Here is a 12715-nt window from a genome sequence, read left to right as displayed (position 1 = left end):
CGGCGGTGGCACCGTACGCCGACGGCTGCTTCCCTCCCCGCATGACACTCACGACACCACCGGGAACCCTGCGCGCCGGCCGCCGCGAATGGACCGCGCTCGGCGTGCTGATGCTGCCGCTGCTCCTCGTCTCCATGGACGTCTCCGTCCTCTACTTCGCCATCCCCTCCATCAGCGCCGACCTGCGTCCCGGAGCCACCGCGCAGCTGTGGATCCTCGACATGTACGGCTTCGTCCTCGCCGGACTCCTCATCACCATGGGCGCGCTCGGCGACCGCGTCGGCCGCCGCAAGCTGCTCCTCGGCGGCGCGGCGCTCTTCGGACTCGCCTCGGTCGCCGCCGCCTACGCCGACAGCCCGGGTGCGCTGATCGCCGCACGCGCGCTGCTCGGGGTCGGCGGAGCCTGCCTGATGCCGTCCACGCTCGCCCTGATCCGCACCCTCTTCCGCGACGCGGCCCAGCGGGCCACGGCGGTCACCCTGTGGACGACCGTGATGGCGAGCGGGATCTCCCTCGGCCCGGTCGTCAGCGGCGCGCTCGTCGAACACTTCTGGTGGGGCTCGGTGTTCCTCATCAACCTGCCCGCGATGGTCCTGCTCCTGATCCTCGGGCCGCCGCTCCTGCCGGAGTCGAAAGGGACGGCCGCCCCGGGCCGGTTCGACTGGGCCGGCGCCCTGCTCTCCCTCGCCGCGCTGCTGCCGCTGATCCACGGCGTCAAGGAACTCGCCGAGGGCGGCTGGCGGCCGCTGCCGGCGCTCGCGGTCACGACGGGTCTGCTGATCGCCCTGCTGTTCCTGCGCCGTCAGTCCCGGCTCGCGCACCCGATGGTGGACCTCGGGCTGCTGCGCGAGCGGGCGTACGGAGGGTCCGTGCTGGTGAACCTGCTCGCCATGGTCGCCACCGTCGGCTTCGCCGTCTTCCTCACCCAGTACCTCCAGTCCGTCCTCGGCCAGAGCCCACTGGAGGCGGCGCTGTGGAGCCTGGCGCCGTCGCTGGGCGTCGTGATCGCCGCGCCCACCGCCGCCGCGCTCGCCAAGCGGGTCGACCGGGCCGCCGTGATGACCGGTGGATTCCTGCTCTCCGCGGCCGGCTTCACGTCGCTGACCCTCATCGACGGCGACACCCCGCTCTGGGCCGTCCTCGCCGGAGCCACCGTCTACGCCTCCGGCCTCGTCTCCGCCATGACCCTCGCCAACGAGAGCGCCCTCGGCGCGGCCCCGCCCGAGCGGGCGGGCGCCGCGGCGGCCGTCCTCGAATCGGGTACGGAGCTCGGCGGCGCGCTCGGCATGGCGGTCCTCGGCTCGATCGGAGCCGCCGTCTACACCGCCGCGATGCCCGCCACGGCCCCGGCGGCGGCCCGGGAGACCCTCGGCGGCGCGCTCGCCTCGCCGGGCCCCGTCCTGGACGCGGCCCGCGGCGCCTTCACGGACGCCCTGAACGGGGCTGCGGGAGGAGCGGCGGTGGTGATGCTCCTGGCGGCGGCGCTGTCGGCGACGCTGCTGCGAGGGGGCAAGCCGGCTGCGGGCGCCGACCGTTAGCGTCCCCCGCGGACGCCCGGTGACCCAGGGGGCCGCTGCGGCGGTTCGGTGCCGCCCGGCCCTCACCCCACCAGGCTGTCCCGCCACGCGCGGTGGAGGGTCGCGAAGCGGCCCTTCCCGCCCACGAGTTCCGCGGGCAGCCCGTCCTCCACGATCCGGCCGTGCTCCATCACCAGGACCCGGTCCGCGATCTCCACCGTCGACAGGCGGTGGGCGATCACCACCGCGGTCCGCCCCGCGAGCACCGTGTCCATCGCCCGCTGCACCGCCCGTTCCCCCGGTACGTCCAGCGAACTCGTCGCCTCGTCCAGGATCAGGACCGCCGGGTCCGCGAGGAGCGCGCGGGCGAACGCCACCAACTGCCGCTGGCCCGCCGAGATCCGCCCGCCCCGCTTCCGTACGTCCGTGTCGTAGCCGTCCGGCAGCCCCGCGATGAAGTCGTGCGCGCCGATCGCCTTCGCCGCGTGCTCGATCTCCTCGCGGGTGGCGTCCGGCCGCCCGATCGCGATGTTCTCGGCGACCGTCCCGGAGAACAGGAACGCCTCCTGGGTCACCATCACCACCCCGCGCCGCAGTTCGGGCGTCGACAGGTCGCGCACGTCGACCCCGTCGAGGAGCACCCGCCCCTCGGTCGGGTCGTAGAACCGCGCCAGAAGCTTGGCGAGCGTCGACTTGCCGGCGCCCGTCGACCCGACCACCGCGACCGTCTGCCCCGCCGGGATCGTCAGGTCGAAGCGGGGCAGCACCTCGCCGCCGGTCCGGTACGCGAACCGCACGCCCTCGAAGACGACCTCCCGGCCCGGGTGCCCGTCCCGCCGCGCCGGGAGCTCCTTGGGCGCGGCGGTCTCCAGGACCCCCGGCTCCTGGGCGAGCAGGCCCGCGATCTTGGCGAGCGACGCGGCGGCGGACTGGTACGAGTTGAGGAACATGCCGAGCCGGTCGATCGGGTCGTACAGCCGCCGCATGTACAGCACCGCCGCCGCGAGCACACCGAGCGCCAGCGTCCCGTCGGCCACCCGGTACGCGCCCCACAGACACATACCGGCCACCGCCGTGTTCGCCACGAGACGCGAACCGAGGACATAGCGCGCCATCTCCAGGAGCGCGTCGCCGTTGCTGCGCTCGTGCCGGCGGTTGAGCGCGCCGAACTCGGCGTCGTTGGCGCGCTCCCTGCGGAACGCCCGCACCGGCCGGATCCCGTTCATCGTCTCCGCGAACTTCACGATCACGCCCGCGATGGCGGTGGACCGCTCGGCGAAGACGACGGCCGCGCGCCGCTGGTAGATCCGTACGAGCAGATACAGCGGTACGAAGGAGGCGACGGCGACCGCGCCGATGCCCAGGTCCAGCCAGAGCAGCATCGCCGAGATGTAGACGAACGCGAGGACGACACCGATCAGCTCCTGGAGCCCCTCGGAGAGCAGCTCCCGCAGGGACTCCACGTCCGTGGTGGAGCGGGAGATGAGCCGGCCGGAGGTGTACCGCTCGTGGAAGTCCACGCTGAGCGCCTGGGCGTGGCGGAAGATCCGCCCGCGCAGATCGAGCAGCACGTCCTGGTTGACGCGGGCGGCGCCGCGGACGAAGGCGTACTGGAGGAGCCCGGCGACCGCGGCGCACAGGAGGTACCCGAGGGCGACGGCCACGACGGGTCCGTGGTCCCCGCCGCGGAAGGCCGGCACGCCGCGGTCGATGGCGTACGCGACGAGCAGCGGACCGGCCTGCACGGCGGCCTGCTGGAGCAACAACACGAACGCGGCGACGACCACGCGCCCCCGGTGCGCGGCGAGCAGCGACCGCAACAGGGCCCCGGTGGCGCCGTCGGCGGTTGGCAGATCGTCCCGATCGAAGGGGTCCCCGCCTCCGGCTCGCAACCCCGGGGCGCGTTCCCCGTCGGTGCCCGGGCCGCGTTCCCCGTCGGTGCCGGGGGAACGGGAACTGGCGGCTGCGGCAACCACCTCCGGCCCAGGGCGGACGGCTCCACCGTCGCGCGGGCCGGTCCCCGCCCCGGCGGCGCTGCCACCCGAACCCGCGCGGGCCGCGGCGGGCGGGGTGCCGGCACCCGCGCCCGCCTTGCCCGCTTCCCGGTTCGTCCCCGCCGCGCCCGCGCCCGCGTCCGTCCTCGGTGTGGCCGTCGTCGGATCCGTCATCGTGTCTCAGTCCCCTCGCCCGACATCAGCCAGGCGTACTCGGCGTTGCTCCGGAGCAGTTCGTGATGCGTGCCCACCGCCGCGATCCGGCCCTCCGACAGGAGCGCGACCCGGTCCGCGAGCAGGACCGTCGACGGGCGGTGGGCCACCACCAGGGCGGTCGTGTCGCGCAGGACCTCCCGCAGGGCCGCCTCCACCAGCGCCTCGGTGTGCACGTCCAGCGCCGACAGCGGGTCGTCGAGGACCAGGAAGCGCGGACGGCCCACCACCGCGCGCGCCAGCGCGAGGCGCTGGCGCTGGCCGCCCGAGAGGCTCAGCCCCTGCTCGCCGACCTGCGTGGCCGCGCCCTCGGGGAGCGCCGCGACGAAGCCGTCCGCCTGGGCCACGCCCAGCGCGCGGCGCAGCTCGGGCTCCCCGGCCCCGGACGCCGCGCCCATGAGGACGTTCTCGCCGACGCTCGCCGAGAAGAGCGTCGGCTCCTCGAAGGCCACCGACACCAGCTCACGCAGCCGCTCGCGCTCCATGCGCGTGATGTCCTCGCCGTCGAGCAGGATGCGCCCGCCGGTCGCCTCGTGCAGCCGTGGCACGAGCGCGGTCAGCGTCGTCTTGCCGGAGCCGGTCCCACCGACCAGGGCGAGCGTCTCGCCGGGCCGGATGTGCAGGTCGACGCCGTCGAGCACGGGCGGCGCGTCGGCCGCCGCGTCCGGGTAGCGGAACGAGACGTTCTCGAACCGCACCCCGTCCCGCGACCCCGGTCCGTCCGAGGACGGGCCCGGCGTCTCCTCCTCCTCGTCCATCACCTCGAAGTACCGCTCGGTCGCGGTCGCCGCTTCCTGGCTCATCGCGAGCAGGAAGCCGATCGACTCCACCGGCCAGCGCAGCGCGAGCGCCGTCGACAGGAAGGCGACCAGCGTGCCCGCCGACAGGTCGCCGTCGGCGACCTGGACCGTGCCGAGCACGAGCGCCGCGCCGATCGCCAGCTCGGGAATGACGGTGATCAGCGCCCAGATCCCGGCGAGCAGCCGGGCCTTGACCAGCTCGGTGCCCCGCAACCGCTCGGCCAGTTCCCGAAAGGCGAGCGCCTGGCTGCGGTGCCGGCCGAAGCCCTTGACGATCCGGATGCCGAGGACGCTCTCCTCCACCACGGTGGTCAGATCGCCGACCTGGTCCTGGGAGCGGCGGGCGACGACGGCGTACTTCGTCTCGAACAGCGAGCAGAGGATCACCAGCGGCACGACCGGCGTGAGCAGCACCAGGCCGAGCGTCCAGTCCTGGGCCAGGAGCAGGACGTAACCGGCCAGGATCGTCACCCCGTTGACCAGCAGGAAGGTGAGCGGGAAGGCGAGGAACATCCGCAGCAGCATCAGATCGGTCGTGCCGCGCGACAGCAGCTGGCCCGAGGCCCACCGGTCGTGGAAGGCGATCGGCAGTCGCTGCAACCGCCGGTACAGGTCGGCCCGCATGCCCGCCTCGACCCCGGCCAGCGGCCGGGCGACCAGCCACCGCCGGAACCCGAAGAGCACCGCCTCCGTGATCCCGAGCAGCAGCAGGTACAGCGCACCCAGCCACACCCCGCCCGGATCGCCGGCGGCGACGGGCCCGTCCACCATCCACTTCAGGACGAGCGGAATGACGAGCGACAGGCACGAGGCGACGATCGCGACGAGGGCCGCCGTGACCAACCGCCCCTGCACCGGCCGTACATAGGGCCACAGGCGCAGCAGGGTCCGTACGGCCGACTTCTTGGTGACTGCATCTTTTCCGGGCATCACGAGCGAGCCTACGGTTCGCCCCTGACATCCCTCATCCGGTTTTCCTCCCCACGGAGGCCCCTTGACGGCAAAACCCGCAGGCCACAGACTTTCCCGACCCCGGACGGAGGGGGAACGGACACAGGGGTGGGAACCGGATGACGACGACCGAGGCCGAGGCCGCGCGGCACTTCGAGCGCTGCGAGCAGCTCTTCCTCGCGGGCGGGAAGGCCGCCGTCCGGCGCGCGGCCCAGGAGGGCCTCGACGCGCTCGGCCCGACGGCCGATCTGTACTGCTGGCTCGCCGTCGGACACGCCGCCGAGGACGAGGACGACCACGACGACCGCGCGGAGGAGGCGTACCGCGCCGGGCTGAGACTCGACCCCGACCACCTCGGGCTGCTCGCGGGGTACACGGAACTCTGCCTGCGCGCCGACGGGTTCGAGTACCCCGGCCGGGCCGCGCGCGCCGTCGCCCTGACCGCCAGGATCAAGGCGCTGGCCCCCGAGTCCGCCGAGGCCCAGCGGGTCGAGTCCGCCCACCGGTGGCACGACCGGGGGTACTGGGAGGACATCCGCTTCCAGGTCGCCCGGGCCGGCGTGACCAGCCGGGTCGCCGAGGAACAGAGCACCGATCTCGCGCACGTGCTGCGGCGCGGCGGTGAGCGGGACGCCCGCGCGGCTGTGGCGGCGTACGTGGCGGCCGTGCCCGAGGACCGGCGCGCCGCCGTCCTCGCCGCGACGCTCGACACCCTGTCCGGTCCGTGGAACACGCCCGTACGGTTCCTGGCCCGCCACCGGGCCGCGGTCTGGTCCGTCTCGTTCCTGCTGGCCAACGCCACCAACTACCTGCTCAGCGCGACCCGTGTCGTGGACATCAGCCTCTGGGGCTGGCTGTGGATGCTGCCGATGGCCCTCGTCGAGCTGCGCTTCGCGCAGGCCAGGCGCCTCGCGCGGGAGCGGGTGCTGGCCCGGCTCGAAGCCGAGTGGCAGGCGTCGGGACCGGCCGCGGGACCGACTGCGGGACCGACCTCGGGTCGTACCGCCCATCAACCGATCGGCTGATACGGCTTCGAGCGCGATGGCCGATGTCCGGGACGGGCCCCGCGGCCAGTCTTGAGGCATGTCCATGTTCGAAGTTCACGGCCTGCGCAAGGCCTACGGCGACAAGGTGGTCGTCGACGACGTCTCCTTCGAGGTCGCCGAAGGAGAGATCTTCGGGATCCTCGGCCCCAACGGGGCCGGGAAGACCACGACCGTCGAGTGCGTCGAGGGACTGCGGGCGCCCGACGCCGGGACCGTACGGGTCGGCGGGCTCGACCCCGTCGCCCGGCACGCCGACGTCACCCGGGTCCTCGGCGTACAGCTCCAGGAGTCGGAGCTCCAGCCCAAACTCACCGTCCAGGAAGCCCTCGAGCTGTACGCCTCCTTCTACGAGCGGCCCGCCGACTGGCGCGGGCTCGCCGAACGGCTGGGTCTCGAAGGGCAGCTGAAGACCCGGTTCGGGAAGCTGTCCGGCGGACAGAAGCAGCGGCTGTTCATCGCGCTCGCCCTCGTCGGCGACCCACGCGCCGTCGTCCTCGACGAGCTCACCACCGGACTCGACCCGCGCGCCCGGCGCGACACCTGGTCCCTCGTCGAGGACGTCCGGGCGGCCGGCGTGACCGTCCTGCTCGTCACCCACTTCATGGCGGAGGCCCAGCACCTCTGCGACCGGATCGCCGTCATCGACAAGGGCCGCATCGTCGCGCTCGACACCCCCGACGGGCTGATCGGCCGCGCGACCGCCTCCAAGGTCATCTCCTTCGCGGCCGACACCCCGCTGGACCCGGCCGAGCTGCGCGCCCTGCCGCAGGTGGCCGGGGTGGACACCAAGGACGGGCGGACCGTCGTCGAGGGGACGGACGCGACCGTCGACGCCTTCGTCGCCCTCCTCGCCCGCCGGGGCGTCACCGCCCGCCAGCTGCGGGTCACCGACGCCACCCTCGACGACGCCTTCCTCGACCTGACGGGAGCCGACCACCGATGAGCACCGCCACCACCATGGTCCTGAGGACCGAGGCCCGTCTCTTCACCCGCGAACCGGGCTCCCTGTTCTGGATGATGGTCTCGCCGACCGTCCTCCTGGTGATCCTCGGCCTGATCCCGTCCTTCCGCGAGGTGTCCGAGGACCTCGGAGGCCGCCGCGTCATCGACCTCTACGTCCCCGTCGCCGTCCTCTTCGCCCTCATCATGTCCGGGCTCCAGGCCATGCCACCCGTCCTCGCCGGCTACCGCGAACGCGGCATCCTGCGCCGGCTCTCCACCACTCCCGTCCGACCGTCCTCCCTCCTCGGCGCCCAGATCGCCCTGCACGCGGCCGCGGCCCTCGTCTCCTCGGTCCTCGTCATCGCGGTCGGCCGGCTGGCGTTCGGCGTCCGGCTGCCGCAGCACCTCGCCGGCTACGCCCTCGCGCTGCTCCTCGCCGTCACCTGCGGACTCGCCCTCGGCGCAGCCGTCTGCGCCGTCTCCCGTACGCAGAAGATCGCCACCGCGATCGGGTCCGTCGTCTTCTTCCCGACGATGTTCACGGCCGGAGTCTGGGTCCCGGTCCAGGCCATGCCCGATACGCTCCAGCGCATCGTCCAGCTCACGCCGTACGGCGCGGCCTCCCAGGCCCTCGACACGGCGATGGCCGGCGGCCGGCCCGAGTGGACCGCGCTCGGGGTGATGGTTCTGTGGACGGTCGTCCTGACCGCGACGGCGGCCCGCTGGTTCCGCTGGGAGTGAGCGAGTGAGGGAGTGAGGGAGGGGGGCGCGCGGGGATGGCGACGACGGTCGAGGAACGCTGGCAGCAGTTCTTCCGCTGGGGGCCGTACGCCCTGCTGGGCATCGCCACGGCGATCGGCGCGGCGGCGGCGGACCTGATCATGGACGGTACGGAGCTGGTGGCGGGCGCCGCCCTCGTCCTGACGGCCCTGGCGCTGGAACTCGGCTGGGGCACCCACCAGCGCCGCACGCGCGCCGCAGCCGAGCCCGGTACCGCGCTCGGCAGGAGCACGCCTCGCGCGGCCGGTTCCGGTACCGCCGGTGCCGGGACCGGTTCCGGCACCGCCGCCGGGACGGCGGCGGACACTCCCGCCCCCGCCCCCGCCGATCCGCTTGCCCCCGGCGCCTCCGGCCCTGGACGGCCCGGCACCGGTCCCGCTGCCGGGACGGGCGCCCCCGCCCCCGCCCCCGGCCGCGCCTCCGTCGCGTACTTCTGCCTCCGGACCGCGCTTGCGTTCGCGCTCGCCTGGCTCAACCCCTTCTTCGCCATCTACGCCTGCATCGGCTACTTCGACGCCGAACACCTCCTGCCCCGCCGCCTCGCCCGCGTCGGTCTCCTCGTGACCGCCGTCACCATGGCCGGCTCCCAGTCCGGGGGCCTGCCGCCCGCCTCCCTCGTCAACTGGGTGGCCTTCGGCGGCCTGTTCGCGCTCAACGCCTGTCTCGCCGTCGTCTTCTCCCACCTCGGTACGAAGGAGGCCGAGAAGGCCGCCGAGCGCGTCGCCACGATCACCGAACTCGCCCGTACCAACGCCCGCCTGGAACAGGCCCTCGCCGAGAACGCCACCCTGCAGGCCCAACTCCTGCTCCAGGCCCGCGAGGCGGGGGTCGCCGACGAGCGGCGCCGGCTCGCCGCCGAGATCCACGACACCCTCGCGCAGGGGCTGACCGGCATCATCGCCCAGCTCCAGGTCGTCACCGCCACCCCCGACCCCGCCCGCGCCCGCGTACACCTCCAGCGCGCGGCCGACCTCGCCCGCCACAGCCTCGGCGAGGCCCGCCGGTCCGTACAGAACCTCGGCCCGGTCGCCCTGGAGCACGCCACCCTGCCCGAGGCGCTGAAGAAGACCGTCGCCGACTGGTCCGAACGCACCGGCGTCACCGCCCGGTTCACCGTCACCGGCACCGAGGAACCCCTCCACGACGAGGTCGCCGCCACCCTGCTGCGGATCGCGCAGGAGGCGCTCGCCAACGCCGAGCGCCACTCCGGGGCCTCCCGGGCCGGCGTCACCCTCTCGTACATGGGCGACGAGATCACCCTCGACGTACGGGACGACGGGCGCGGCTTCGACCCGGCGGCCGTCCCGGCCCGGTCCGGCGGCGGCTTCGGCCTCGCCGGCATGCGCGCCCGGGCCGAACGCCTCGCCGGCTGCGTCACCCTGGAGACGGCGCCCGGCGAGGGCACGGCGATCTCCGCCCGCGTACCGTTGGTGCACGATGACTGAGATCTCCCTCCTGATCGTCGACGACCATCCCGTCGTACGGGACGGCCTGCGCGGCATGTTCGCCGTCGACCCCGGCTTCGACGTCCTCGGCGAGGCGTCCGGCGGCGTCGAGGCCGTCGAACTCGCCCTGCGCCTCGACCCGGACGTCGTCCTCATGGACCTGCGGATGCCCGGCGGCAACGGCGTCGACGCCATCGCCGAACTGACCCGGCGCGGCGCCCGCTCCCGGGTCCTCGTCCTCACCACCTACGACACCGACACCGACACGCTCCAGGCGATCGAGGCGGGCGCCACCGGCTACCTCCTCAAGGACGCGCCCCGCGACGAGCTGTTCGCCGCGGTCCGGGCCGCCGCCGAGGGCCGCACGGTGCTGTCCCCGGCCGTCGCCTCCCGGCTCGTCTCCCGCGTCCGCGCCCCCGCCGCACCCACGGACCAGAGCCTCTCCGCCCGCGAACGCGACGTCCTCGCACTCGTCGCCAAGGGCACCTCCAACCGCGCCATCGCCGCCGAGCTCTTCATCAGCGAGGCGACCGTGAAGACCCATCTGACGCACATCTACGGCAAGCTGGGCGCCAAGGACCGGGCGGCCGCGGTCGCGGTGGCGTACGACCGGGGCATCCTGGGCCGTACCTGACCCTCGTCACCCCCCGACCCGCAGCAACAGCACCGACCGCGCCCCCACCGTCACCGTCTCCCCGCCCCGGTGCACCGTCCCCGGGGCGTCGGACTGGTTCTCCAGGGCGGTGTCCAGGACCAGTTCGTACGACTCCGCCCAGGGCGGGCCCGGCAGCCGGTAGGCGACCGGCCGGTGGTCCGCGTGCAGGATCGCCAGGAAGCTGTCGTCGGTGACCTGGACACCCCGGGCGTCGCGGCCCGGGATGTCGCGGCCCGAGAGGTAGAGGCCGAGCGTGGCCGCGGGCGCGTACCAGTCCCGCTCGGTCATCTCCGTGCCGTCCGCCGAGAACCAGGCGAGGTCGCGCAGCCCGTCCGCGGCCTGCGGGCGGCCGGAGAAGAACGCGCGGCGGCGCAGCACCGGGTGGGCGTGGCGCAGCGCGAGCAGCCGGCGCGTCAGGGCGAGCAGCTCGCGCCGCCCCGGGTCCTCGGGCAGCGACCAGTCCAGCCAGCTCGTCTCGTTGTCCTGGCAGTAGGCGTTGTTGTTGCCGCCCTGGGTGCGGCCCATCTCGTCGCCCGCGACGAGCATCGGCACCCCGGTCGACAGCAGCAGCGTCGTCAGCAGGTTCCGCAGCTGGCGCAGGCGCAGCGCTCCGATCTCCGGGTCGTCGGTCTCGCCCTCCGCCCCGCAGTTCCAGGCGCGGTTGTCGTGCGTCCCGTCCCGGTTGCCCTCCCCGTTCGCCTCGTTGTGCTTGCGCTCGTACGTGACCAGGTCGCGGAGCGTGAAGCCGTCGTGCGCGGTGATGAAGTTGACCGAGGCGTACGGCCGCCGCCCGCCCCACGCGTACAGGTCGCTGGAGCCCGAGAGGCGGTAGCCGAGGTCGCGTACGTCGGGCAGCGCGCCGCGCCAGAAGTCCCGTACCGCGTCGCGGTAGCGGTCGTTCCACTCCGTCCACAGTGGCGGGAAGGCGCCGACCTGGTAGCCGCCGTTGCCGACGTCCCACGGCTCGGCGATCAGCTTGACCCGGCGCAGCACCGGGTCCTGGGCGATGACGGCCAGAAAGGGCGAGAGCATGTCGACGTCGTGGAAGGACCGGGCCAGCGCCGCCGCGAGGTCGAAGCGGAAGCCGTCGACGCCCATCTCCGTCACCCAGTACCGCAGCGAGTCCGTGATCAGCCGCAGCACCTGCGGCTGGACCACGTGCAGGGTGTTGCCGCAGCCCGTGTAGTCGGCGTACCGGCGGGCGTCGGACTGCAGCCGGTAGTAGCCCCGGTTGTCGATTCCCTTCAGGGAGAGCGTGGGGCCCAGCTCGCCCGCCTCGGCCGTGTGGTTGTAGACCACGTCGAGGATGACCTCGATCCCGGCGGCGTGCAGCGCCCGCACCATCCGTTTGAACTCGCCGACCTGCTGCCCGGTGGTCCCGGAGGAGGAGTAGGCCGCGTGCGGGGCGAAGTAGCCGATGGAGTTGTAACCCCAGTAGTTGCGCAGGTCCCGCCGCAGCAGATGGTCCTCGTGCGCGAACTGGTGCACCGGCAGCAGCTCCACCGCCGTCACCCCGAGCCGTACGAGATGGTCGATCGCCGCGGGGTGCGCGAGCCCGGCGTAGGTGCCCCGCAGCTTCTCGGGGATGCCCGGGTGGAGCTGGGTGAAGCCCTTCACGTGCAGTTCGTAGATGACCGAGTCCGGCCACGGCGTCTTCGGCCTGCGGTCGTCGGACCAGTCGTCGTCGTCATGGACGACGACCCCCTTCGGCACGAACGGCGCCGAGTCCCGGTCGTCCCGCACCGTGTCGGCCACATGCTGCTGCGGCCAGTCCCGCACGTGCCCGTACACCTCGGGCGGCAGCGTGAAGTCGCCGTCGACGGCCCGCGCGTACGGATCCAGGAGCAGCTTGGCCGGATTCCAGCGGGCGCCCGTCCACGGGTCCCAGCGGCCGTGCACCCGGTACCCGTACCGCTGCCCCGCCTCCACGCCCGGCACGAAGCCGTGCCAGATCTCGTGGGTGAGCTCGGTCAGCGGCAGTCGCCTCTCCGCCCCGTCGGCGTCGAAGAGGCACAGCTCGACGGCCTCCGCCCCGCCCGCCCACAGGGCGAAGTTGGTGCCGGTCACCCCGACGGGCCCCACCCGGCACCGTGCGCCCAGGGGTGTGGGCGCACCCGGCCACACCACGGGCCGGAACCGCTCCGGGGCAGGGGGGAGCCCCACTCCGTCCGGTACCGCCTCCTGCTCGGCTGCGCTCGACACCTGTCGGCCTCCTGCGGCTCGTCGGGCCCTCTCCCCAGCCTCCGGCAGGGGAGGTGGCCCCATGGCGCGGAGCGCCCCGGCGTCCCGGCCGCGGCTTCCCGCACGTGGTCCTCCCACCTGTTCTGCCCCCGACGGCCGTCCTCCCAACGTGACCCGCACGCACGTTTCCC

Annotated in this window: 9 protein-coding genes; 6 read left to right on the top strand and 3 right to left on the bottom strand. The window is 73.8% G+C overall.

Going from position 1 to position 12715, the window contains the following annotated elements:
- Nucleotides 1-41 precede the first annotated feature (41 nt).
- Nucleotides 42-1538, top strand: a complete 1497-nt coding sequence (locus ACFYV5_RS07870; protein WP_389165671.1) for an MFS transporter — start codon at nt 42-44, stop codon at nt 1536-1538.
- Between the two features lie 62 nt (nt 1539-1600).
- Here the strand turns inward: ACFYV5_RS07870 and ACFYV5_RS07865 are convergent, their stop codons facing one another.
- Complete coding sequence (locus ACFYV5_RS07865; protein WP_389165668.1) at nt 1601-3685, bottom strand: ABC transporter ATP-binding protein; 2085 nt, start codon at nt 3683-3685, stop codon at nt 1601-1603.
- Nucleotides 3682-5454 carry an ABC transporter ATP-binding protein gene (locus ACFYV5_RS07860; protein ID WP_389165665.1) on the bottom strand — a complete coding sequence of 591 codons (1773 nt, stop codon included), beginning with the start codon at nt 5452-5454 and terminating at the stop codon, nt 3682-3684. Before ACFYV5_RS07860 ends, ACFYV5_RS07865 begins: the two co-directional genes overlap by 4 nt.
- Nucleotides 5455-5594: 140 nt before the next feature.
- Here ACFYV5_RS07860 and ACFYV5_RS07855 point away from each other — a divergent pair, with 140 nt between their 5' ends.
- The 5 genes from ACFYV5_RS07855 to ACFYV5_RS07835 are packed head-to-tail and all read left to right on the top strand — an operon-like array spanning nt 5595 to nt 10322.
- Nucleotides 5595-6500 carry a hypothetical protein gene (locus ACFYV5_RS07855; RefSeq protein WP_355107749.1) on the top strand — a complete coding sequence of 302 codons (906 nt, stop codon included), beginning with the start codon at nt 5595-5597 and terminating at the stop codon, nt 6498-6500.
- A gap of 58 nt (nt 6501-6558) precedes the next feature.
- Nucleotides 6559-7464, top strand: coding sequence for an ABC transporter ATP-binding protein (locus ACFYV5_RS07850; protein ID WP_389165661.1), 906 nt, complete (start codon nt 6559-6561; stop codon nt 7462-7464).
- The gene (locus ACFYV5_RS07845) at nt 7461-8204 is read left to right on the top strand and encodes an ABC transporter permease (RefSeq protein WP_389165657.1); all 744 of its coding nucleotides are present in this window, start codon (nt 7461-7463) and stop codon (nt 8202-8204) included. The genes ACFYV5_RS07850 and ACFYV5_RS07845 overlap by 4 nt, the downstream gene beginning before the upstream one ends.
- Nucleotides 8205-8239: 35 nt before the next feature.
- The gene (locus ACFYV5_RS07840; protein WP_389165654.1) at nt 8240-9688 is read left to right on the top strand and encodes a sensor histidine kinase; all 1449 of its coding nucleotides are present in this window, start codon (nt 8240-8242) and stop codon (nt 9686-9688) included.
- A complete protein-coding gene (locus ACFYV5_RS07835; RefSeq protein WP_355107741.1) occupies nt 9681-10322 on the top strand; it encodes a response regulator transcription factor in 642 nt (213 codons plus the stop codon). Before ACFYV5_RS07840 ends, ACFYV5_RS07835 begins: the two co-directional genes overlap by 8 nt.
- Before the next feature lie 6 nt (nt 10323-10328).
- On the opposite strand, the gene glgX is transcribed toward ACFYV5_RS07835, so the two are convergent.
- Nucleotides 10329-12545, bottom strand: coding sequence for a glycogen debranching protein GlgX (gene glgX, locus ACFYV5_RS07830; RefSeq protein ID WP_389165651.1), 2217 nt, complete (start codon nt 12543-12545; stop codon nt 10329-10331).
- Between the last annotated feature and the right edge of the window lie 170 nt (nt 12546-12715).

This window comes from Streptomyces sp. NPDC003035, assembly GCF_042888285.1.
Classification (GTDB): domain Bacteria; phylum Actinomycetota; class Actinomycetes; order Streptomycetales; family Streptomycetaceae; genus Streptomyces.
This window is presented reverse-complemented; position numbering and strand designations above follow the sequence as displayed.

What these genes read in the sequence shown, in the direction of transcription:
- ACFYV5_RS07840 (WP_389165654.1), top strand. Translation starts at nt 8,240, where the DNA reads ATGGCGACGACGGTCGAGGAACGCTGGCAGCAGTTCTTCCGCTGGGGG.
- ACFYV5_RS07870 (WP_389165671.1), top strand. Translation starts at nt 42, where the DNA reads ATGACACTCACGACACCACCGGGAACCCTGCGCGCCGGCCGCCGCGAA.
- ACFYV5_RS07855 (WP_355107749.1), top strand. Translation starts at nt 5,595, where the DNA reads ATGACGACGACCGAGGCCGAGGCCGCGCGGCACTTCGAGCGCTGCGAG.
- ACFYV5_RS07850 (WP_389165661.1), top strand. Translation starts at nt 6,559, where the DNA reads ATGTCCATGTTCGAAGTTCACGGCCTGCGCAAGGCCTACGGCGACAAG.
- ACFYV5_RS07845 (WP_389165657.1), top strand. Translation starts at nt 7,461, where the DNA reads ATGAGCACCGCCACCACCATGGTCCTGAGGACCGAGGCCCGTCTCTTC.
- ACFYV5_RS07835 (WP_355107741.1), top strand. Translation starts at nt 9,681, where the DNA reads ATGACTGAGATCTCCCTCCTGATCGTCGACGACCATCCCGTCGTACGG.
- ACFYV5_RS07860 (WP_389165665.1), bottom strand. Translation starts at nt 5,454, where the DNA reads ATGCCCGGAAAAGATGCAGTCACCAAGAAGTCGGCCGTACGGACCCTG.
- ACFYV5_RS07865 (WP_389165668.1), bottom strand. Translation starts at nt 3,685, where the DNA reads ATGACGGATCCGACGACGGCCACACCGAGGACGGACGCGGGCGCGGGC.